Origin of the sequence: Methanococcoides vulcani, from assembly GCF_900111645.1 — an archaeon.
Classification (GTDB): Archaea; Halobacteriota; Methanosarcinia; order Methanosarcinales; family Methanosarcinaceae; genus Methanococcoides; species Methanococcoides vulcani.
In genome coordinates this window covers 62,646-82,751 of the sequence record NZ_FOHQ01000008.1, presented here as the reverse complement: position 1 = coordinate 82,751, position 20,106 = coordinate 62,646, and the positions used below count along the sequence as shown (strand labels likewise).

Genomic DNA, 20,106 nt, shown 5'->3' with positions numbered 1-20,106 from the left:
AAGTTCTATCTTATAGGGCAATGTTATTAATGAAATTACGGTTTGAAGTTATTTATCGGTTATTGCTCACCAGCGCTTTTTAGCTTTTTCATTGCATTTGCCATATTGTTCTTTGCATCTTCATAGTCCGGATCCATGTTGAGAACTTTTGTAAAGCAGGTAATAGCTTCCGCATATTTGCGAAGATGGTAATATGCAATACCTTTCTTATTCCATGCAAGAGCATATTTTGGATCGATCTCCATTGTGACATGGACATGCTCATAACATTTGATGGCTTCCTCATACTCTCCCAGTATGTCATGGAGCATTCCTTTATTTATCCATGCATTATCATATTTAGGGTCGACCTCGAGGGCTTTCGTATAGGATTTGACCGACTCTCTATGGTTACCGAGATATGAGTGTGCAATTCCTTTGTTGTACCATATATCGGGATTAAGGGAATCAAGTTCTAATGCTTTTTCAAAACAGTAAACGGCTTTCTGATATTCACTGAGATCACAGTAAGCGATCCCGGTGTTTGTCCAGACCAGTGCTAGAGCTTCCTCCTTCCACAAAAGAGGATCTCTGGAATCGGATTCGAGTATTGCAGAATAGTATTCTACTTTTTCTTCCGGATATTCTGCGTGGAAGCCAAGATTGAACAGTTGTTCTATTGTTCTTTCTTTCTCTTCCATCAAAGACCACTCCCTTCTTATTTATGAATAAAAATATAAAAAGTCTACCTTTTTTTAGGCATACCATATATCATTAGGTATGATCTGAAGCACAGGCATCTTTCAGATTAATAGAGCAGTCTTTGAATATATATTCAGTGGTCAATATACTTCATTGGTTTCGGGCATTGCAATTCCCAGTCTTCTGTCCCTCCAGGTGTCAAGGTAGACGAGTGCTGGTGGGAATACAATGAATGTGGCAAGAAGTGCCAGTGCAGCATCGATCGCAGTAATATCACCGTTCTCCACCAGTACTACCATGGATTGTGTGTAGAATATGTTAAGGAAAAGGTGGTCATAGTCCTGATAAAGCTGTGATGTTTTCTCAACAAAAGTATCAGTTCCTGACCCCATACTGATCTGGCTGGCACCGCTAAAAGACAGGATTATGAAAAGAAAAGCTATAAGAATAATAGGCAGAGCATTATTCTCAATAAAAAAGCCAAGTTTTTCGAATATTTTATGTCTGCTAATGTATCCGATACATAGATATATGGTTGACAGGTTCTTTCAAATAATGGGCAGGATTGCAGGTTATTTTAACACAGAGAATACGGGAATCGATCCTGGTGCTATTTTCAGGGAGATGAAATCGCGCGGAAACTATGATGCTCTCATCTGTACAAAGGATGAAGTTCTTAGTTTCTCATCCGGATTGGAGATTCCTGATATTTCTTCTGATGGCTCCCTGATAACTTTCTTTGATCCTGCAATGGTTCCTGCAATGACCCCCTCAATGATGGATCTTTCACTGTCTGCAGAGGATATAATAACTGTTTGTGATACTGATCTTTATAATTGGAAACATCTGTCTGAAAGTTACGGAAATGATGTTGCAGGTGCTATCAGGAACAATGCTGATCTTCTTGTTCTGTTCCTTGAAATTTTGTTTAAAAAAGTAGCTGCCGATAAGTTAAATGAATCGGACACTCTGTCCTTTCTTGACACATCACTTCGTCAGCTGCGAGGTGTTTATGCATTTGGCTGTAAGGTAGATGATAAAGTGTATCTTGCCAGGGATCTCATAGGTGTCAAGCCTCTCTGGTATGATCTTTCCAGAGGGCTTGCTTTTGCCTCTGAGAAGAAGTTCCTTGAAAAAGCAGGTTGCAGGGAAGTAAAAGAACTTTCTCCCCGGCAAATATTATGCTATGATCTCGAGGACAACACAATTACGCTGCACGATCGTGAGTTCCTTTCCGAACTCACTGAGGTTGAGGGATCTGAGGATGATGTTCGCGACGAATTGCTGAAGTTGCTGAAAGATGCAGTTTCAGTACGTGTTCCCGATGATAACTTCGGTGTCATGTTCTCCGGAGGGATTGATTCTACTATCCTCGCATCCATCTGCAAGGAGGTAGCCGAAGCAAAGGGTGTTTCTGTTACCTGCTATACTGTCGGACTCTCTGGTGTTGCTTCCTCGCCCGATATAATATGTGCTAAAAGGATAGCCGAAGAACTTGGATTTGAACTGAAGGTCCATGAGATCGACCTTGAGGCGGTTGAAGAGCACCTTAAGGTCGTCGTACCTCTTATAGAGGATGCCAGTGTCCCCAAAACCGGTGTTGCCATGACCATGTATGCTGCAAGCGTTGCAGCAAAGAAGGATGGCATCAATGTCCTTTTTGCAGGTGCCGGTGCAGATGAGCTTTTCGCAGGATACAACCGTTACAAGCAGTCCGGGAACATAAACCAGGATTGTTTGAAGGATATCCTTGAGATGCATGAGGTGAACACATACAGGGATGACACTGTTGCAGCGTTTACAGGAACTGTGCTGCGTCTTCCATATCTTGATGAGAAGTTCGTGGAGTATTCACTGGCTATTCCGGAAAAGTTCAAGATGTCTGATGACATGAACAAAGTCATCTTGCGCAGGGCAGGCGAGGAACTCGGTCTGCCAGAAGCGATCACAAAACGCAGTAAAAAGGCTGCTCAATATGGGAGCCGTTTCGACCAGGCATTGAAAAAACTGGCAAAGAGAGCTGGTTTTAGTAACAAGACCGAATATATCAATAGTTTTTGAAGGAGAATGATAGAGTGAAACTAGGTGTTCTTTTCAGTTCAGGAAAAGATTCGAACTATGCATTGCATATTATGCAGGAGAGGGGATATCCCATCGAATGCCTGATAACCATCAAGAGCAGGAATCCTGATTCTTACATGTTCCACACTCCCAATATCGACCTGGCAAGACTGCAGGCAGAGGCTATGGAACTACCTTTACTGGAGACCTTCACGCAGGGTGAGAAGGAACTTGAGCTTGAAGATCTCAAGAACGCTATCATGCAGGCGCAGGAAGAATTCGGCATTGAGGGAATTGTGACCGGTGCATTATATTCCAATTACCAGAAGGACCGGATCGAGAAGATCTGCAAGGAACTGGGACTTGAGTCGTTCTCTCCGCTCTGGCATATCGATCAGGAACAGGAGATGAGGGAACTGCTGGATAAGGGTTTTGAATTCATCTTCAGCAGCATTGCAGCGTATGGTCTGAACAGCAGCTGGGTCGGCAAGACCATATTTAACAGTGATGTGGATAAGCTTGTGAAGCTTAATGAGAAGATCGGTATGAATATTGCAGGTGAGGGTGGCGAGTTCGAGAGCTTTGTTACCGATGCTCCGATGTTCACGAAAAAGATAAAGATCAATAAGTTCAGGCTTGTCGAACGTGATGAGTACACTGCAAATGTTGTAATTGAGGATGCAGAACTTGTGGATAAAGAATAATCTTTATTTTTTAGCAAATTGTCAATTGATTTAATCTAAATTATCAAATCAAAAGATAGTACCTTTGTATATCTGCAGTCCATCATTTGAAACGGTGGGGATGTGAGAATCCATACTATGCGATGATGCGCGCATTTTTCTCACTTTTAAATAGCGGGTTGCAGTATCATCTTTCGTGTGAACTCCCAGTTCGATTATGCCGTCTGCAAGATAACCCTCGAACTCTTGGTTAAATCCACTTGAGTCTGCTGTTTCCAGGATCAAGAAAGTAGTAAGGTTTTCTCTTCTTAATGGCTCTAAAAGGTGGTAAAGTCGCTTCCTCATGAGCTGAGGATCGGTGTCATGAAATGAATAAAGTGCACCCAGTGGATCCAATGCCAAACACGTGAACTTATCTCCCAGTTGGTACCCGTTATCAAATACATATTCTCAATTTCCATTTGGTACAGTTAATACTGTCAAGCGGAGATTCTAAATAATAGTTGCTCATTTCTTAAAAGGAAGGGATGGAGGGACATATTGCAATTTATATCGATCACTTGTAATCCAAGTGTGATCCAAGTTTCTGGATACTGCAATGCCCAGATAACATAATCATTATAATCTATAAGGGAATTTATTATATTAGTAACAAAATTGAGGGAAGCATGCAGAACGTTAAAACGGGATTTAATTCCATTGTCAAATATCTTAGTACAAAGAAGGAAACCGACAGGAGACGCATAGGGCTCCTTGTTGACGGCCCTAACGTACTACGCAAGGAATTTAATGTGAACCTTGAAGAGATACGCGATGTGTTAAAAGAATATGGCAATGTCAAGATCGGCAGGGTATTTCTGAACCAGTATGCATCGGATAAACTTGTAGAGGCAATAGAGAATAATGGTTTTGAGCCTATCATCTGCTCCAGTGATGTTGATGTACGTCTTGCAGTAGAAGGAATGGAGCTTGTATATAACCCTACAATTGATACTATTGCACTGGTAACAAGAGATGCTGATTTCAAACCACTTCTGAGCAAGGCCAACGAACATGGGAAAGAAACCATTATCTTTGGTGTTGAACCAGGATTCTCAACAGCTCTACGCAACTCGTCCGATTATGTTGTAATACTTGAGAACAACCGGATGAACTATCACGATGAGGAAGAGAATGAAAGAATAAAGCAAAAAAGATCCACATCAATTTAAAGTCCCATGTGACCATACAGCCATAAATATTCTGCATGTAAATTATCTTACATGCAGTTTCTAAAATTATTTAAACTTCGATCGATATTCTGAAAACATTAAACCAATTTATTCCTGATGGGATTGGACAGTTTTAATAAGAGTTTCCAGCCTTTCACGAGATAATCCTTTTTTAACCTCAGTACAGTTCTTTACTTTAAGAATAAGATCGCAGAGCTCATCATGGTCTAAGCTATATCCAAGATTCTTAACTATTCCTTTAAGCGCCTTTTTACCAGTGTGCTTGCCTACTATAAGATTACGCTTTCCACCTACCATTTCAGGACTAAAGAGTTCATAGGTCCGTGGTTCTTCCAAAATTGCCATTACATGAATGCCTGACTCATGAGTAAAAGCATGTTTACCAACTACGGATTTATTCACTGCGATCGGCAATCCGGAATATTCCTGGAGCTTATTTGAGATCCCGGTAAGCTTTGTAGTATCATATCTTTCAATTCCATGTTGCACCCTTAATGCAACAAGCAACTCTTCAAGGGAAGCATTGCCTGCCCTTTCTCCAATGCCATTGACCGTGGTATGCAGCTGCTTTGCACCGGCCTCTGCAGCTACAAGAGTGTTTGCAGTTGCCATTCCAAGGTCATCGTGGCAGTGGATGCAAATGGGCGTATTGACCACTTTATCGATCTCAGACACAAGATAATGAGTAGTTGCAGGGCTTAAAATACCAATAGTGTCTGCGATACTCACATAATCCACTTTATAGTCTTCTGCTGCTATGAACGCTTTTTTGAGAGTTTCCACATCGGTCCTGGTACCATCCTCTGCTGCGAACCTGACCTTAAGACCATGATCTTTTGCGTGCTCAATACTATTCATTGCACAACTGAATACATCTGCACAGCTTTTGTGGTATTTGAACTTTAAGTGAAGGTCTGACATTGCAATAAAAATACTAACAATATCAACATCACAATCGATCGCCGCGTCAACATCACTTATTACAGAGCGTGCAAGACAGCAAATATTTGAATCAAGTCCCAAATTGCTGATCTCTTTGACGATCTCTTTTTCAGAACTGGAGACAACAGGAAATCCAGCTTCGATAACCTCGACACCTATGGCGTCAAGCTCCATTGCAAGGTCGATTTTTTCATCCCTTGTGAAAGCTACGCCTGGAGTCTGTTCACCGTCCCTCAAGGTCACATCACATATCTCGATGTCAAGAGGTTTCATATCGATGAACTTCATAAGTTCATTTTTGGAATAATCATCAGTGTTTGACATAGTATTGATTCCCACTCGTTGTTTGAGAAAGCAATATATAAATATGTAGGTTTTGAACCTAATTTTCAGTTATCTGAGCTTGCTCTCTACCCTCTCATAAAACCCGCTTGTGGAAGTTTCTACAAACCTTGCAGGGAAATTAGACATTGTCAGCGTGACAACATCGTTCTCCTGTATATTATGAGTGTACTGCCCATCGACCACAAGGGCTGCTTCCTTTTCCGGGATGATCATCTCGACCTTGATAAGACTGTCTGCAGGAACTACTAGGGGTCTTGAAGATAATTTGAAAGGTGCAAGAGGCACAATAAGAGTTGCATTGACATTCGGATCGATGATCGGTCCGCCAGCACTCATTGCATATGCAGTAGATCCGGTAGGGGTGGCGATCACAACACCATCAGCACGGACGTCTTCTATTTTTCGATCATCGATGGTGATCCTGAAGGTCAGTATCTTTGCAGGTCTTGCAGTTGTAAGTACAACTTCATTGGTTGCAGGTGGTATCTTTTCCCCGTTGAGCTTGACGGAAAGGCGGGAACGTTCGCTGTACTTGAAGCCTTTTAGCACTTTTTCAATGGTCTCAATGGCCTCTGAAGGATTTACGTCCACAAGAAATCCCAGTGTCCCCATGTTTATGCCTAATATTGGAAGCGGGTCCTCCATGCGGGCAATATTGCGAAGTACAGTACCATCTCCCCCTATGGAAATAAGAAGCTCGACACCGTTTTCCCTCATTTCTTCCACAGGGATGATCTCCACATCATGCAGATCCAAGGGACTGGCTGTGTTCGTAGTAACAGCAATGGCAACTTTTGACTTAAAGTGTTCCACTATCTTCCTGACCATCTCAAGTGCATCTTCATGGTCACACCGCGATACGATCCCGATCTTTTTGATGGTCATGGTATTACCTCCTAATAAGCTTCAATATCTCAGAATGTGCATGTCCGTTCGAAGCTACCATATAAAATGGATTTATTACACTGCCCCTGAGCTTAAGAGGGGAGCCTTCTCCATCAGTGACCTTGCCTCCGGCTTCTTCGATGATCAACTTTCCGGCAGCAATGTCCACAAGACGCAAGGAACCGCGAACATCGACGAATGCATCAAGCCTGCCTGCTGCCACATAGCATAATTCCAAAGCCACACTTCCGAATATCCTGATCCTGCGAACGTTCTTACAAAGGCCTACTGTTCTTTCCACATTCCTTCGATAGCCATAGAGACTTATGCAGAAATTGTTCAGGACAGAATTCCCTGAAGGGGTGATCTTTTTACCATTAAAATATGCTCCCTCCCCCAACCCGGCATGGAAAACATCACCATTTGCAAGGTTCCTCACATATCCGAAATAAACAGAAGAAAGATCCGGCTCACCGATAGCGATGGAAATGCTGTAGGCAGGAATACCATTGGCAACATTGTAGGTGCCATCAAGAGGATCCAGAATTATAGAAAATTCAGGATCTTCACCCAGTTTGATCTCTCCGAATTCCTCACTTAAGATCCTCATTGAACGACCATCTTTTCTCAGGGTCTTAAGTATGGCTTTTTCTGAAACATCATCAATTAGCTTGGTATCGGTACCATCGGCACCCACATAGACCGTTTCGAAGGCCTCAGAGGTATCGACCAGATCGGAAATTGCATTTGCGGCAGCATCTGACAGGAGATCACAGAATTCCAGCGCCCATGAGTAAGTTTTCATATTAGATAGAAAAAATGATGGGCAGATCAGATACCCATTTTGCTGTTCGTCTCAACAATGGACTTCTGCCCATCGCTTTCAAGTTCCATCATTGCACGAATGGCATCCACGTTCTCAGGGATGACATCTGATTCCTGGTGGATCGCCTGGAAGAAATAGAGTTCTCCTTCATACATTGTGATGGATTCATTCCATATGCAGTTCTCCCACATGTCGCCTCTTGGCCTGCCAAGGTCCCTTGCAAGCTCCATGATCTCAGCTGTGGAAGTTATTCCCTGACCTACGAACCTGACACGGCTCTGTTCTGCAAGAATGCTCTCGACATCCTCTGCAGTACATTCCTTCTCAAGCTCAAGATTGATGGTATGCATGTGCATCAGTGTTGTAGGAAGCTTGACAGCTGTGGTCGCAATGTCAACGTTAGGTATGACGGTCTTTACATCAGGACCGTGGTGGGATGGTAATTTGATAGGGTTTGGAATGATCGCATTGATAGGACCGTGCTTAATGTCACCCGGATCAGCAGATCTTCTCATAAGTGTGATACGTGCCTTCTTTACGCCAAATTCCTTGTCAAGTGGTGAGATCACACGGCAAAGACCTGTGGTGTTACATGATACTACCCTGACAAAGTCCTTTCCAAGTGCTTTTTCGTAGTTAGTTTCAGCGTTAAAGGAGCAACCTGCAAGTTCATGGGCCTCGCCACCCTGCCAGATAGCCTTGACACCTGCTTTTTCGTAAAGCTCTTTGTTGGTAGCACCCACTTTACCGGGAGTACAGTCAACTACAAGATCAGCTGCTTCGATCATATCCTCAACTGTACCTGTAACTTCAATGCCTTCCTTTTCCATTGCTTCTACCCTGTCAGCAAGAGTATAGATGGCATATCCTTTCTCCTGTGCCATTGCAGTCTCAAAGTTAGGGCGTGTCTTTGCAATACCGATGACCTCCATATCATCCTGAAGCATTACAGCATCTGCCACTCTTTTGCCGATAGTTCCATATCCATTTATTGCAACTTTAGCTTTTGTCATTTAATGTACCTTCCATTACGAATTTGACACAATTCTCTATAGTATATCAGTATGAACAGTAATAATTTGACACCCGGAGCACACGCAGACCCACGAAGATAAAGATCATCCGTAGCAAAGACCATACTTAATTACCGGTGTGGCTCCTCATGTTCCTGTTAATTCAATTTCCAATAATTATAGTTTCCCCTTTTGAAAAATCGACCTCTTTTATTGTACCGAAGATGATCGCCTTTTCCCCGAATATTCCCGTAAGTTCTATGGAATCCCCATCAACCACCATTTTCGTGACTGATTCCATAACCAATTCCCTTTCATCGCCGTTGATAACTATTGCATTCAGTTCGCACATATCTGCACCTGTTATTGACATTATTGTGATGGTACGTCAGACCATCGGTGAAAGTATTTTGAACTTATTCATATGCTTTAGATTATGCATTAATATGTTCTAATAATAGATAACTACTTTCACACAATCTTCCAGATCTCATCTCACGAGCTTTGCCACGGAATATCCCATTTCAAGGCCCATATCTTCTGCTACAGCTTCGCATTTGGTACGAAGCAGGTATGCAATTGGTCCAAAATTTCTTTCGGACATGGTCTCATAGTTTGCCATTCCTTTGCTTATGATAAGACTTGCATTCTCAAGAGCATCGATGAATTCAGCAGGTGCTTCCTCAAAGCAGACACCTACAGCATTTGAGCCTGTGGTCAGTACCCGGTCCACCTTCTTGTCAAGCTCAAACTCCCGTACATTCTCCATGGTAACATCGGTAAGCATAGGAGCGCCGCGTACTACAAGTGTGATCTTGCCACCAACCTTCCTGATGATGTCAAAAACAAGTGTATCAAGGATGATCTCCCCGCAATTGTCAACCACATAGACAACATCATCAAGCATTCCGAACATCTCGGTGGTATCATCTACATCAAGTCCTTTCCGGAATATTTCTGCAAAGGTCTCATCAAAAACATCTTCACCTACGTCAAAGCCCATGATGCCGAAATCGAAGAAGTTACCGATAACAGACGCGAGCACTGCTCTTCTGAACATCTCCTCATCTGTCGGATCGCCATCATGGATAAGGGAATGGGCATATGGATATACTTTTTCTGCGATCCGGTTGCTTAATTGCCTGAGCTCAAAATAGGGGTCATCGTCATTGAGGATCTCATAAGCTTTCCTGTGGATGGCAGTTGATACCACCCCCGCAGGCACCCCGGGCTTATAGGTCTCTTTGAGCACATCGATCCCTGCCAGCATGGTCTTGTGTATCAGCTCAGTGTCATTGGTTGAAAGCTGTGCTTCATAGTGCACTCTGGAAAGAAGGCAATACGTACATCTTGCATCCATTTTCATTATTTTAGCCCTTTAAGTTGTAATAATAAGTAATATCGATCTTCAGATGGATGTATCAAATAGGCGTCATACACATAAGTTTAACTCAAAGTACTCCCATGTGCCTTGGCACGGCATTGAACGAAGCGGAAGACTCCTTCCGGCAAAAATCAAACTTAATGAAACTACGTAAATCCATGATAAAAATACCCTTAAACGGTGAATCTATTACTTAAAAAGAACATTTATTTCCGATTTAGGCGTATATTATATAAAGCGATTGTTGTCTCTTGTTTATATACCTACATAAGTACAGAAAAAAAGAAAATATGGGGAAAAGAACAAATTGAAGTAATCTTTTAATCAAGGGACTTAATAATAATCCTAACTTGTTTTAATGAATACTCCACTCCAAATTTCTCTTTGATCAAGCCGGCAACCTGGGCAGTTGTCCAGCTCTTTTGCACCCTTAGGTATATCTTCAGATCATTCTTCTGGTCTTCGCTTAGTTTGGAAGGTCTGCCACCGCCATGCCGAGGTAATAATCCTGCATAACCATCCTTATTCCATCGTTTTTGCCATACATATGCAACCTTCTTGGTAACGCCTACTTTGCTTGCAGCTTCCTCCACGGAGTCTCCCATATATCTATGTCGGATAAAGTATAAACGATCCAGTACTTTGATCAGCGTTTCAATATACCGTATTCTTTTGTTGAGTTCCTTGTGAGTCAATTTTTTTTGAATAGGAATCATTTCTGTTTTTGTCATGGCGATTGCTATTGGTTTAAAAGTATAAATACATTGGTTTCAAGTTGGAAAAGTATAAATACAAGTATCCTCAAGGAGTACTTGCAGTTGAACAGGACAAACGACCTTTCGGGAAAACAAGACTTTCCGATCGGGCTGGAAAACTGCTATTAAAAAGGTGATGAAAATGGGAAATCAGGAACTTTTTGACAAACTTAAAAATGCAATAGTGAACCAGGATATCAACGGCTGCCCTGCAATAACACAGGAAGCACTTGATGCAGGAATTAGTGCCTTCGACATTATAAACGAAGCACTTGCACCAGGAATGAAGATCGTCGGTGACAACTTCGAAGCAGCAACTATCTACCTTCCACAGATCATGATGTCTGCAAAGGCAATGAAATCCGCAATGGAGATCCTTGAGCCTATCCTCGCAGAAGAGAAAGGCGAAGAAGAGGGTGTAGGTATGGCAGTAACATTCGTACAGGAAGGAGATATTCACGATATCGGCCACCGTCTCGTTACAACAATGCTCGGTGCAAACGGCTTTGAGATCATGGACCTTGGAACAGATATTCCAAATGAGGATGTAGTAGAAGCAATTGCAAAGAACAAGGGTAAGAAAATGCTCCTTGTCGGTTCCGCACTGATGACAACATCAATGCTTGGCCAGAAAGATGTAGTAAGGTTACTTGAAGAAGAGAACCTCAGAGACTCTGTCAAGATCATGTTCGGTGGCGCACCAGTCACAGATGAATGGATCGCTGAGTGTGGTGCAGACGGCACAGCCGAAAATGCAGCAGAGGCAGCAAGAGTAGCACTTGAGCTTATGAGCGCATAAATTAGGGGAAATTAAAATGACATTCACAAAATCAGTAACTTGCTTTGATTTCTATGACCGTGCACAGAAGGGTGAGAAAGCTACCCAGGATGACTGGGATCTGATGACCATTCCAATGAAGGCAATGGAACTCAAGCAGAAATACAACCTTGACTTCGGCAACGAGTTCGTTCCAACCGACAAGGACCAGATGGAGAGACTCTTCAAAGCAGGTTTCGAGATGCTCTTAGACTGTGGTATCTACTGTACCGACACAAAGAGGATCGTCAAATACACAGAGGACGAGATCTGGGATGCTATCAACAACCCACACAGGGAATTCCAGCTCGGTACCGGCAGGGATGCAGTACAGATGAAGAAGAGGTCCGTTGGTGACAAGAGAAAGCCAATCGTACAGGGTGGTCCAACAGGTTCCCCTATCTCCGAAGATGTATTCGTTCCACTTCACATGAGCTATGCACTTGAGAAGGAAGTCGACACGATCGTTAACGGTGTCATGACCTCAGTACGTGGCAAGCCACCTATACCAGGCAGCCCATACGAAGTTCTCGCAGCAAAGTCCGAGACAAGGCTCATCAAGAACGCAGCAGCAATGGCTGGCAGGCCAGGTATGGCTGTTTAGGGACCAGAGACCTCCCTGTCCGCTCAGGGAAACATCGCTTCCGACTGTGTCGGCGGCCAGGTAACCAGTGACAGCCACGAAGTATCACAGCTCAACGAGCTTAAGATCGATCTCGATGCAATTGCAGTTATCGCACACTACAAGGGTAACAGCGACATAATCATGGACGAACAGATGCCTATCTTCGGCGGATACGCTGGTGGCGTTGAGGAAACAACCATCGTCGATATTGCAACTCACCTCAACTCCATGGTAATGAGCAGTGCAAGCTGGCACCTTGATGGTCCTGTCCACATCAGATGGGGATCCACCAACACCAGGGAAACATTGACCATCGCTGGATGGGCATGTGCAACCATTAGTGAGTTCACAGACCTTATGTCCGGTAACCAGTACTACCCATGCGCAGGTCCATGCACAGAGATGTGCCTCCTTGAAGCAGCAGCACAGTCCGTAACTGACACATCATCAGGCCGTGAGATCCTCTCTGGTGTCGCAGCTGCAAAGGGTGTCATCACTGACAAGACAACCGGTATGGAAGCAAGGATGATGGGAGAAGTCGCACGTGCAACAGCAGGTATGGACATTGACTCCGTAAACGCTGTACTCCACAAACTTGTCGCATCATACGAGGGCGACTACGCAACAGCACCTCAGGGTAAGAGATTCCAGGACTGCTACGACGTTGCAACCGTCACACCAACCGACGAGTACGTCAAGGTATACGAGGGTGCAAGGAAGAAACTCGAAGAGTTTGGTCTTACATTCTAAGACTAAAATAGTACATCGATAGTTTTGCCAGCGACTTTCGCTGGCTTTTTTTATTCATCATTTGTCACTATTTAATGAGATAATTCATTGTCAAATCAACATAAAACAATGCTAAAGGGGGCATACAATATGGATATGTGGACTTTAATAAACGGGGTTATTTACCTCATAGCCTTTGCCTTGATAGGTTGGATGCTGCTAAACGCTAGTAAAGTATCCAATGAATAAATTGATAAGATGGAGGAGGATCAATGTCTGAAAATTCGAATGAACCGATCGAACTGGTAAAGACGCTACGTCCATATCATGTATGGGCACTTGGTGTCGGTATCGTGTTGGTTGGTGAATACATGGGTTGGAACTTCACAGTTGCAAAAGGTGGTATACTCGGTTCACTCTTTGCACTTCTGGTTGCCGGTACCATGTACGTAATGGTTTCATTATGCGCTAGTGAACTGGGTTCATCCACAAAACTTGCAGGAGGACCTTATGATTGGGCAAGATTGTTCGTAGGGCCGGGTGCGGCTGCTATCGTAGGTCTTGCTGTTTACATGGAATATATCGCTCTGGAAGCTGCCGATGCTATTGTCGTAGCATGGATAGCGCAATCGATATTCCCGGAAATACAAACGTTTCCGGTCACATTGCTCGTTATCGCAGCACTTACATTTATGAATTACCGTGGAGTTGTAGCGGCATTAAATCTTAATTTTGCTCTAACATTCACTGCGTTGATCGCTATTATTGCATTCTTCTTTATGAACATCAGCGGATTGGGTGGAACATGGCATCCTGAATATCTTATTTCCGGTGCTATGCCAAACGGTTTTATTGGTATCTTTGCAGCACTCCAGTTCGGTCCCTGGTTCTACCTGGGTATTGAAGGGGCAGCAATGTGTGCAGAGGAATGTAAGCACCCAACAAGAGCAGTTCCTCTTGGACAGCAGGCTGGTATGATAACACTGTTGCTTGCAGCAGGTATGACACTATATGTTTGTGCTGGACTCATCCCAACAGATGTCCTTGGTGTTTCTGCATACCCACTTTATGAAGCAGCAACACAAAGCGGAGTTAAGTTACTGGTTGCTTTCCTTGCAATAGGTACACTCTTTACCTGTCTGGCAAGTGCGAACGGTACTGTCTGTGACTCATCAAGATCATGGTTCGCCCTTTCAAGGGACCACTTCCTTACACCATGGTTCTCAGCAGTACACCCAAAATACAGCACTCCATACAGAGCAGTCATCTTTACAATGCCAATTGCGATCGCATTTGCATTCAGTGGTTTCCTTGACCAGGTCATTACATTCTCGATCACGTCAGGATTGGTATGTTATGTGATGATCCCATTCTCCCTGATACGCTTCAGGAAGATGTTCCCGGAACACACACAAAAGGTACGTCCGTTTGTCGGACCACTGCAACCCGCTCTTGCATACTTTACCATCTTCCTTGCGATAGTGATCATGTCAACACTGAACTGGGGTTACAGCTACAACCTTGTCTTCGGACTGGTGTTCTATATAGTTTCATACTTCTACTTCTCGTGGAGATACAGAAGCATAGAATCAAAGCACGACTGGGGAGAAGACCTTGGATGGCCTGAACCTGCACACAGGAGATAAACGGGAGGAGATAAAATGGTAGATGAAGCATTGTATCATAATAAATTAAAGCAGGATGCAGGAGTAATCATGCTGGTATTGGGACTGCTGTACTTCTCGGAGACATACATTGTCTACAATATCCTGTCAACCCTTTGGGGTGAAGTTCCAGCACTCGGTACGATCTGGCCGATCTACATAGTATTCTACCTATTGGTGATCGGTATAGAGACTATCGGATGTGTAAGGGTCTACAACTCCATCAAGGAACACATGTTCGACTTTGAGTATTATGACTGAGGAGGAAAAGACATGGCTGAAGAAGTAAAGCAAAAAGGCATGTTTATGCAAATATTGGATATCCTGTTCATCTTCATATTGGCAGGTGTCTGCGTTGTAATTCCTGTAATCCTTCAGGGAACGGTCCTTGTGGGCTGGGAAGGAACAGGCGGTATGCAGTTCGTATGGGATCCAGTGGCATATTTCAGCCTTTTGGCTGTAATAATTGTGTTCTTCTTTGTGATCCTGTATCACTCGGTGAAGAATTACAAGTTCTGAACATGTGAAATGGTTGTCAGCAAATTGCTGGCAACTATATATTTTCAAAGACCATATAATATATTGAATTAAGGGGTGAGATTCTATGACCGAACAAGTAATTAACCACCTGAAAGATCCGGAGAATATCACAGAAACCGAGATGAAGCACGTACCTGTCATCGAATCTGAAGATGTGATGACAGCAGAGGGCTTATTTGAAGTTACTGTGAGACTCGGAGAAGTCCCACATGTAATGCAGGATGACCACTATATCGAGTGGATAGAACTGTACCTGGGAGATACGAAGGTCGGAAGAGTTGAGCTTTCACCTTCCGATGAGAAAGCAGAAGCAACATTTACTGTCGAACCTACAGAAGAAATTGTTGGAATACGTGCATATGAGATCTGCCACATTCGTGGTGTGAACGTTTGTGGAGACTGTGGTACAAAAGCTGTGATCATGAAGCTTAAAGCATTAGCAAGCTGTAATGTCCATGGCCTTTGGCAATCTGTCAAACAAGTCGAGATCTTATCAAAGAAAATTGGTGAAGGAAAAGCCTGCCGTTGGCATGCAAAATAAATTGAGATCTGATGTATGGGGGTACATCATAAGAATGCCGGAAATTCCTCCGGCATTTTTTTTCATATTTTGATAAGTGATATTCTATTTCAGGAGAGGGAGCTATGAAAGAAAAGAATATCCTCATAGTGGAAGACGAGATGATCGTTGCCATGATGATCAAGCTCAAGCTTCTAGATATGGGATACAAATTTGCAGGACATGCCACATCCGGGGAAGATGCTATAAGAATGGTTAAAGAGGAAAAGCCAGATCTTGTTATCATAGACATTTACCTGAAGGGAAAGGTGGATGGCATTGAGGCTGCGACTGAAATACTCAAGTCACACATTGTTCCAATTATCTTTCTTACCGGAGATCCATCCAGAGAGACAAGAGTAAAAGCATCTATTGCAAATCCTGTTGGATATCTTCAAAAGCCTTTTATGGATGAGGAATTAGAATATGTTATAGAATCAGCCTTCCATAAGGCCAAAAGTCCGGTTTTCAAGCAAATGGCTCAAGATATGGCCGCTTGATATGGCTTTTATTACATCTTAGCATGTTCAAACTACTGTCAATTGTCTGAAAATGTGGAGTGGAAATCATGTTGTAGGACTTCGAGATGGGGGGATCCATTTGCCCCTGTTTACCTTGGGGACCTACTTACATTATACTATGCGCCACTGACTTCAACTCACAATAACTATTTTTTCCTAAAAATATAAAAATCTATATGCCCAACCGTAGCGTAAAGGACTTAAGAGCTGAGAACGGTATTTTTATTGGGGTGGGAGATAAAAGGTGGTATTTCCTATGGTGACTTCGATCACCTGACTATTTTTCCCGGAAAAACCACTTCTATATACCCCCATACAACTCCCCATTCTCCCACCCCACCCTTTAAGTTTCATTCTTCTCATGACTCACTTCATGCATTTATCAAATAGCAGAACCTGCCTTAATTGTTATATTTATGATCGTATTCCTCTTGCCACCATATTGAACACGCTCGGTTTGCTGGTGACCCATGCTGTCTTTGCTGTCGATTTCGTAATATATCCAGCTTGATTGTGGACTATAATTCTCTAATACATTGACTTTTCGGCAGTAATGCTTAAATATGGCGTTAACCAAATCAATACACATGGTTAACAATGAAACATACAATATGAATTCATTACATCTGAGAAAAATGGTTTTTGCAGCACTTTTTGCGGCAATGACAGCCGTTGGCGCATACATCACCATCCCAATTGGTCCGGTCCCGATCACCATGCAGGTCATGTTCGTGTTTCTAGCAGGTGCCATACTTGGAAAGAAATGGGGAACGATAAGCATGCTCGTGTATGTGCTTCTTGGGATTATCGGACTACCGGTGTTTGCAGGAGGTGCATCTGGTCTTGGGGTACTGTTTGGTCCCACGGGTGGATACATAATGGGTTTCATTCTTGCTGCGTTTGTAATCGGGACTCTGTCTGATCAAAAAGGAACATCGGTTTTCCGGTTGAATGTTGCCTTTATGGTAATTGGACTTGCTGTGATCTATGTGATTGGTGTATCCCAGTTGATGATTGTTGCACAATTAAGTCCTATGCAGGCGATTGCCGCAGGCATGCTACCCTTTTTAATCGGGGATTTTCTGAAAATAATAGCTGCAGCATATATCGCATCAAGATATGAGATGTAAGGCCAGCTGAACACCCACATAATATGATTGCTTTGTTTCTCAACGATGAAAAAGGCAGGATCTTCCTGACCCCATCCTTAGTGGGGACATTCTTATGATTCTCAAGTGGAGCGGCATGTTTAGATTTACCTGGATTCGGAATGTCGATATCAAAATTCTTGTAGAACGATTTAATAGCTGACATCTATATCCCAATGGTTTTTGGAGCATAACCAGCATTGACCAGGGATTTGCGATATCTGATCATGTACTGTTTGATCTTCCTCTCTCGTGGTAGCAGACCATTACGGATATCGTCTTCAGCTTCACGAATAAGTTCTTCAGGAGACTTTTTCGTAAAGTCTATGTACTTACAAATACAATATAAATATCGGGTACGGGTACTTTCGGAATATTCCTGAGTATCAAACCAATCCTCAATCTTGTAGTCATTTAGAATGTCATCCACCACAGACATGCATAAAATGTATGAAACTGAAGCATAAAAACTAACCATTTGATTGCTAGAATCTGTCTTCCACAAGCATATGGCTGAAAAGCGGGCAGCTGTTCTGGCATGATGATCAAGTGTACGGTCTAGTGGGGACTCAGGCCGTCCTCTTCTGATCATAAATAAAAGTTCGAACGATCCGGCAGAGATATTGGATATGAAACTTAATAAGGAACAGGGAAGATATATTATTCTGGGCAGCATCGACGGTCTTCTGGCTGTGCTTGGTGTGGTAATTGGAACATCACATGTTGTTGACGATCCGTCAATTATCATAAATGCAGCCTTTGGAGGTGCGGTCGCTCTTGCCATGACCAACGGTATTGGATCGTATCTTGCAGAGAGTGCCGTCGAATACGGGAACCTGGCTGAACTCGAAAAACCATTGCTAAGGAGTCTGGAATCAACTGATCTGGAGGTCCGGACAAAGAAGAAGATATGGAATGATTCCATAGCTCATGGAGGTTCGAGCTTTTTGGGATCCCTTGTCCCGATCTCACCATTCTATTTCTTTGATGAGATGGCTCTTGAGATAGCCATCACTTTAAGCATCTCGGTTCTTGCCATACTGGGGATCTACTCCGGGAAGATAGCAAAGCAAAGTATCATAAAACATGCTGTGAGAATGGTCGGGCTTGGGGTGCTGATCGTTGCTGCTGTTACAGTACTCGGACTTGAATAAAAGGGAATCCGGTAAATAGATGGAACACAAATAAACTAATGGAGTTATCATTATGGGGGATATAGCATACAGGAACATCCTTGTTCCAATAGACGAGACACAAATGTCAAAAAGGGGTGTCGATCATGCACTTCATGTTGCAGAAAAAGAAGGCGGCAATCTCATAATAGTCTATCTGGAAAAAAAGAAGGAACTTGAATCCATCTTTCCAAAAGAGCTCTCCGAGAAGATGCTGGCAGTTGTCAAAGAGAACATCGAAGCTAATATGGAATATGCAATAAACGAAGCTAAAAAAGCAGGGATACCAACTGAAAAGATCGTTCTCAGCAGCGAGGATATCGGTGGCGACCTTATCAGGATCGCAGAAGAAAAAGATGTGGACCTTACGGTCATGGGATCCGAGTCCCTGAGGAGAGATCCGCTTGGCAGTCTCACACGCTGGATAATTGCAGCAGATGTAGGACCTGTACTTGTTATCACCAGCGAGGACTGAGACATTCAGTTTAAATGTAATGGAAAGCTATAGGGTAGACCATGGTGATGTCGACTTTATTGCTTTTCCTGTTAGGCCTCATTCTGATTACTAAAGGAGCGGATTGGTTCATCGAATCCGCAGTATCCATTTCAACAAAAAGCGGCCTCCCAAAGATCATTATAGGCGCCACAATTGTAAGCTTTGCCACAACTGCACCCGAGTTCACCGTTTCTGCAATAGCTGCATATATTGGTCACACCGATCTCACCATAGGAAATGCAGTGGGCTCAGCTATCTGTAACATCGGTCTGGCACTTGGATTGGTCATAACGATCAAGGCAATACCCATGGAAGATGGAGCATTCCTCCATAAAGGTGCCATCATGCTCTTTTCAGGACTCACTCTTATAGCTTTAACACTGGATGGCAATCTGACATCAATTGATGGTCTGATACTGCTTGCTATTTTCGTAGGCTTCCTTTACTACAACTACCGCCTCCAATCTGCAATATTCAATGGATCTGAAAAGAAGCGGGAAAAGCTATCCCTGAAAGAAATGAAATCTGAAATCTTTTATTTCATACTCGGCTCAGCCTGTGTGGTTATCGGCAGTCGCGTACTTGTAGACACCGGAACTGAGATCGCATACTGGCTGGGGATCCCTGAAATGATCATCGGCCTGACACTTGTAGCCCTTGGAACATCGCTGCCGGAGCTTATAACTGCTGTTTCTGCAACATTAAAAGGACATCAGGACCTCTCCATAGGCAACATCCTTGGAGCCAACACAATGGACATTGCCATGATACTGGGATTTTCCTCACAGATCCGCACACTTCCTATTCTCGATCAGTCCATTAGCTACGACTTCCCGGTCATGATCCTCATCATGTTGATGCTGGTCATCTTTGGAATAACAAGAAAACGGCTTGACAGGTGGGAAGGCGGTGTGATCCTGATCACATACTTTGCCTATCTTGCAGGTCTTTTCATATTCTATAATTGAAATATAGGCGTTTCCCGGAAACACCTACTCATTCCATTTTATTTTAATATCTCTAAAATA

General features: G+C 43.2%; 24 protein-coding genes and 1 pseudogene. 14 read left to right on the top strand and 11 right to left on the bottom strand.

The genetic code is table 11. From position 1 onward, the window contains the following. Window positions 1–59: 59 nt before the first annotated feature. Together BMX02_RS10995 and BMX02_RS10990 are read right to left on the bottom strand one after the other, a co-directional pair. Entirely contained in the window at window positions 60–680 is a 621-nt protein-coding gene (locus tag BMX02_RS10995; protein WP_091690765.1) for a tetratricopeptide repeat protein, read from the bottom strand. A 141-nt stretch (window positions 681–821) separates the two neighbouring features. After that, window positions 822–1,073 (bottom strand): hypothetical protein, encoded by a 252-nt coding sequence (locus BMX02_RS10990; protein ID WP_091690763.1) that lies wholly within the window; start codon window positions 1,071–1,073, stop codon window positions 822–824. Between the two features lie 163 nt (window positions 1,074–1,236). Between BMX02_RS10990 and BMX02_RS10985 the strand changes: the two genes are divergently transcribed. Continuing rightward, window positions 1,237–2,742 carry an asparagine synthase gene (locus tag BMX02_RS10985; protein WP_167879259.1) on the top strand — a complete coding sequence of 502 codons (1,506 nt, stop codon included), beginning with the start codon at window positions 1,237–1,239 and terminating at the stop codon, window positions 2,740–2,742. Between the two features lie 14 nt (window positions 2,743–2,756). Beyond that, the gene (locus BMX02_RS10980) at window positions 2,757–3,446 is read left to right on the top strand and encodes a diphthine--ammonia ligase (RefSeq protein WP_091690759.1); all 690 of its coding nucleotides are present in this window, start codon (window positions 2,757–2,759) and stop codon (window positions 3,444–3,446) included. 48 nt (window positions 3,447–3,494) lie between these two features. Here BMX02_RS10980 and BMX02_RS10975 read toward each other — a convergent pair whose 3' ends face one another. Continuing rightward, entirely contained in the window at window positions 3,495–3,827 is a 333-nt protein-coding gene (locus tag BMX02_RS10975) for an RAD55 family ATPase (RefSeq protein WP_244624902.1), read from the bottom strand. Window positions 3,828–4,093: 266 nt separating this feature from the next. Here BMX02_RS10975 and BMX02_RS10970 point away from each other — a divergent pair, with 266 nt between their 5' ends. Then, the gene (locus BMX02_RS10970; RefSeq protein WP_091690756.1) at window positions 4,094–4,636 is read left to right on the top strand and encodes a TIGR00288 family NYN domain-containing protein; all 543 of its coding nucleotides are present in this window, start codon (window positions 4,094–4,096) and stop codon (window positions 4,634–4,636) included. Window positions 4,637–4,744: 108 nt separating this feature from the next. Here the strand turns inward: BMX02_RS10970 and BMX02_RS10965 are convergent, their stop codons facing one another. The 7 genes from BMX02_RS10965 to BMX02_RS10935 form a co-directional block, all read right to left on the bottom strand. After that, the gene (locus BMX02_RS10965) at window positions 4,745–5,923 is read right to left on the bottom strand and encodes a homocitrate synthase family protein (protein ID WP_091690754.1); all 1,179 of its coding nucleotides are present in this window, start codon (window positions 5,921–5,923) and stop codon (window positions 4,745–4,747) included. A 69-nt stretch (window positions 5,924–5,992) separates the two neighbouring features. Beyond that, on the bottom strand, window positions 5,993–6,829 hold the full coding sequence (locus BMX02_RS10960) for an NAD(+)/NADH kinase (RefSeq protein ID WP_091690753.1): 837 nt from the start codon (window positions 6,827–6,829) through the stop codon (window positions 5,993–5,995). A 4-nt stretch (window positions 6,830–6,833) separates the two neighbouring features. Continuing rightward, on the bottom strand, window positions 6,834–7,634 hold the full coding sequence (locus tag BMX02_RS10955) for a bifunctional fructose-bisphosphatase/inositol-phosphate phosphatase (protein WP_091690751.1): 801 nt from the start codon (window positions 7,632–7,634) through the stop codon (window positions 6,834–6,836). A gap of 26 nt (window positions 7,635–7,660) precedes the next feature. Then, window positions 7,661–8,668 carry a type II glyceraldehyde-3-phosphate dehydrogenase gene (locus BMX02_RS10950; protein ID WP_091690750.1) on the bottom strand — a complete coding sequence of 336 codons (1,008 nt, stop codon included), beginning with the start codon at window positions 8,666–8,668 and terminating at the stop codon, window positions 7,661–7,663. Between the two features lie 163 nt (window positions 8,669–8,831). Further along, window positions 8,832–9,020 carry a CooT family nickel-binding protein gene (locus BMX02_RS10945; protein WP_091690748.1) on the bottom strand — a complete coding sequence of 63 codons (189 nt, stop codon included), beginning with the start codon at window positions 9,018–9,020 and terminating at the stop codon, window positions 8,832–8,834. A 138-nt stretch (window positions 9,021–9,158) separates the two neighbouring features. After that, window positions 9,159–10,034 carry a damage-control phosphatase ARMT1 family protein gene (locus tag BMX02_RS10940; protein WP_091690747.1) on the bottom strand — a complete coding sequence of 292 codons (876 nt, stop codon included), beginning with the start codon at window positions 10,032–10,034 and terminating at the stop codon, window positions 9,159–9,161. A gap of 338 nt (window positions 10,035–10,372) precedes the next feature. Beyond that, window positions 10,373–10,783 (bottom strand): helix-turn-helix domain-containing protein, encoded by a 411-nt coding sequence (locus BMX02_RS10935; protein ID WP_091690746.1) that lies wholly within the window; start codon window positions 10,781–10,783, stop codon window positions 10,373–10,375. 166 nt (window positions 10,784–10,949) lie between these two features. On the opposite strand from BMX02_RS10935, the gene BMX02_RS10930 reads away from it, so the two are divergent. The 8 genes and pseudogenes from BMX02_RS10930 (at window position 10,950) to BMX02_RS10895 (ending at window position 17,392) form a co-directional block, all read left to right on the top strand. After that, window positions 10,950–11,606 carry a corrinoid protein gene (locus BMX02_RS10930; RefSeq protein WP_091690745.1) on the top strand — a complete coding sequence of 219 codons (657 nt, stop codon included), beginning with the start codon at window positions 10,950–10,952 and terminating at the stop codon, window positions 11,604–11,606. A 16-nt stretch (window positions 11,607–11,622) separates the two neighbouring features. Beyond that, a pseudogene (locus BMX02_RS10925) lies at window positions 11,623–12,999 on the top strand (monomethylamine:corrinoid methyltransferase). Between the two features lie 251 nt (window positions 13,000–13,250). Beyond that, a complete protein-coding gene (locus tag BMX02_RS10920; protein WP_091690744.1) occupies window positions 13,251–14,624 on the top strand; it encodes an APC family permease in 1,374 nt (457 codons plus the stop codon). 15 nt (window positions 14,625–14,639) lie between these two features. After that, window positions 14,640–14,903: a monomethylamine transporter gene (locus BMX02_RS10915; protein WP_091690743.1), complete on the top strand. Its 264-nt coding sequence runs from the start codon at window positions 14,640–14,642 to the stop codon at window positions 14,901–14,903. 12 nt (window positions 14,904–14,915) lie between these two features. Then, on the top strand, window positions 14,916–15,161 hold the full coding sequence (locus BMX02_RS10910) for a hypothetical protein (RefSeq protein WP_091690742.1): 246 nt from the start codon (window positions 14,916–14,918) through the stop codon (window positions 15,159–15,161). 85 nt (window positions 15,162–15,246) lie between these two features. Beyond that, window positions 15,247–15,723, top strand: a complete 477-nt coding sequence (locus tag BMX02_RS10905; protein WP_091690741.1) for a class II SORL domain-containing protein — start codon at window positions 15,247–15,249, stop codon at window positions 15,721–15,723. Between the two features lie 104 nt (window positions 15,724–15,827). Beyond that, window positions 15,828–16,241, top strand: a complete 414-nt coding sequence (locus BMX02_RS10900) for a response regulator (RefSeq protein WP_091690740.1) — start codon at window positions 15,828–15,830, stop codon at window positions 16,239–16,241. Between the two features lie 608 nt (window positions 16,242–16,849). Then, window positions 16,850–17,392, top strand: a complete 543-nt coding sequence (locus BMX02_RS10895; protein ID WP_177165271.1) for a biotin transporter BioY — start codon at window positions 16,850–16,852, stop codon at window positions 17,390–17,392. A gap of 184 nt (window positions 17,393–17,576) precedes the next feature. Here the strand turns inward: BMX02_RS10895 and BMX02_RS10890 are convergent, their stop codons facing one another. Next, complete coding sequence (locus BMX02_RS10890; protein ID WP_135643950.1) at window positions 17,577–17,849, bottom strand: hypothetical protein; 273 nt, start codon at window positions 17,847–17,849, stop codon at window positions 17,577–17,579. A 190-nt stretch (window positions 17,850–18,039) separates the two neighbouring features. On the opposite strand from BMX02_RS10890, the gene BMX02_RS10885 reads away from it, so the two are divergent. The 3 genes from BMX02_RS10885 to BMX02_RS10875 are packed head-to-tail and all read left to right on the top strand — an operon-like array spanning window position 18,040 to window position 20,046. After that, a complete protein-coding gene (locus tag BMX02_RS10885) occupies window positions 18,040–18,564 on the top strand; it encodes a VIT1/CCC1 transporter family protein (protein WP_091690736.1) in 525 nt (174 codons plus the stop codon). A 52-nt stretch (window positions 18,565–18,616) separates the two neighbouring features. Continuing rightward, window positions 18,617–19,057, top strand: a complete 441-nt coding sequence (locus tag BMX02_RS10880) for a universal stress protein (RefSeq protein WP_091690735.1) — start codon at window positions 18,617–18,619, stop codon at window positions 19,055–19,057. A gap of 41 nt (window positions 19,058–19,098) precedes the next feature. Further along, window positions 19,099–20,046: a calcium/sodium antiporter gene (locus tag BMX02_RS10875; protein ID WP_091690733.1), complete on the top strand. Its 948-nt coding sequence runs from the start codon at window positions 19,099–19,101 to the stop codon at window positions 20,044–20,046. Window positions 20,047–20,106: the final 60 nt, after the last annotated feature.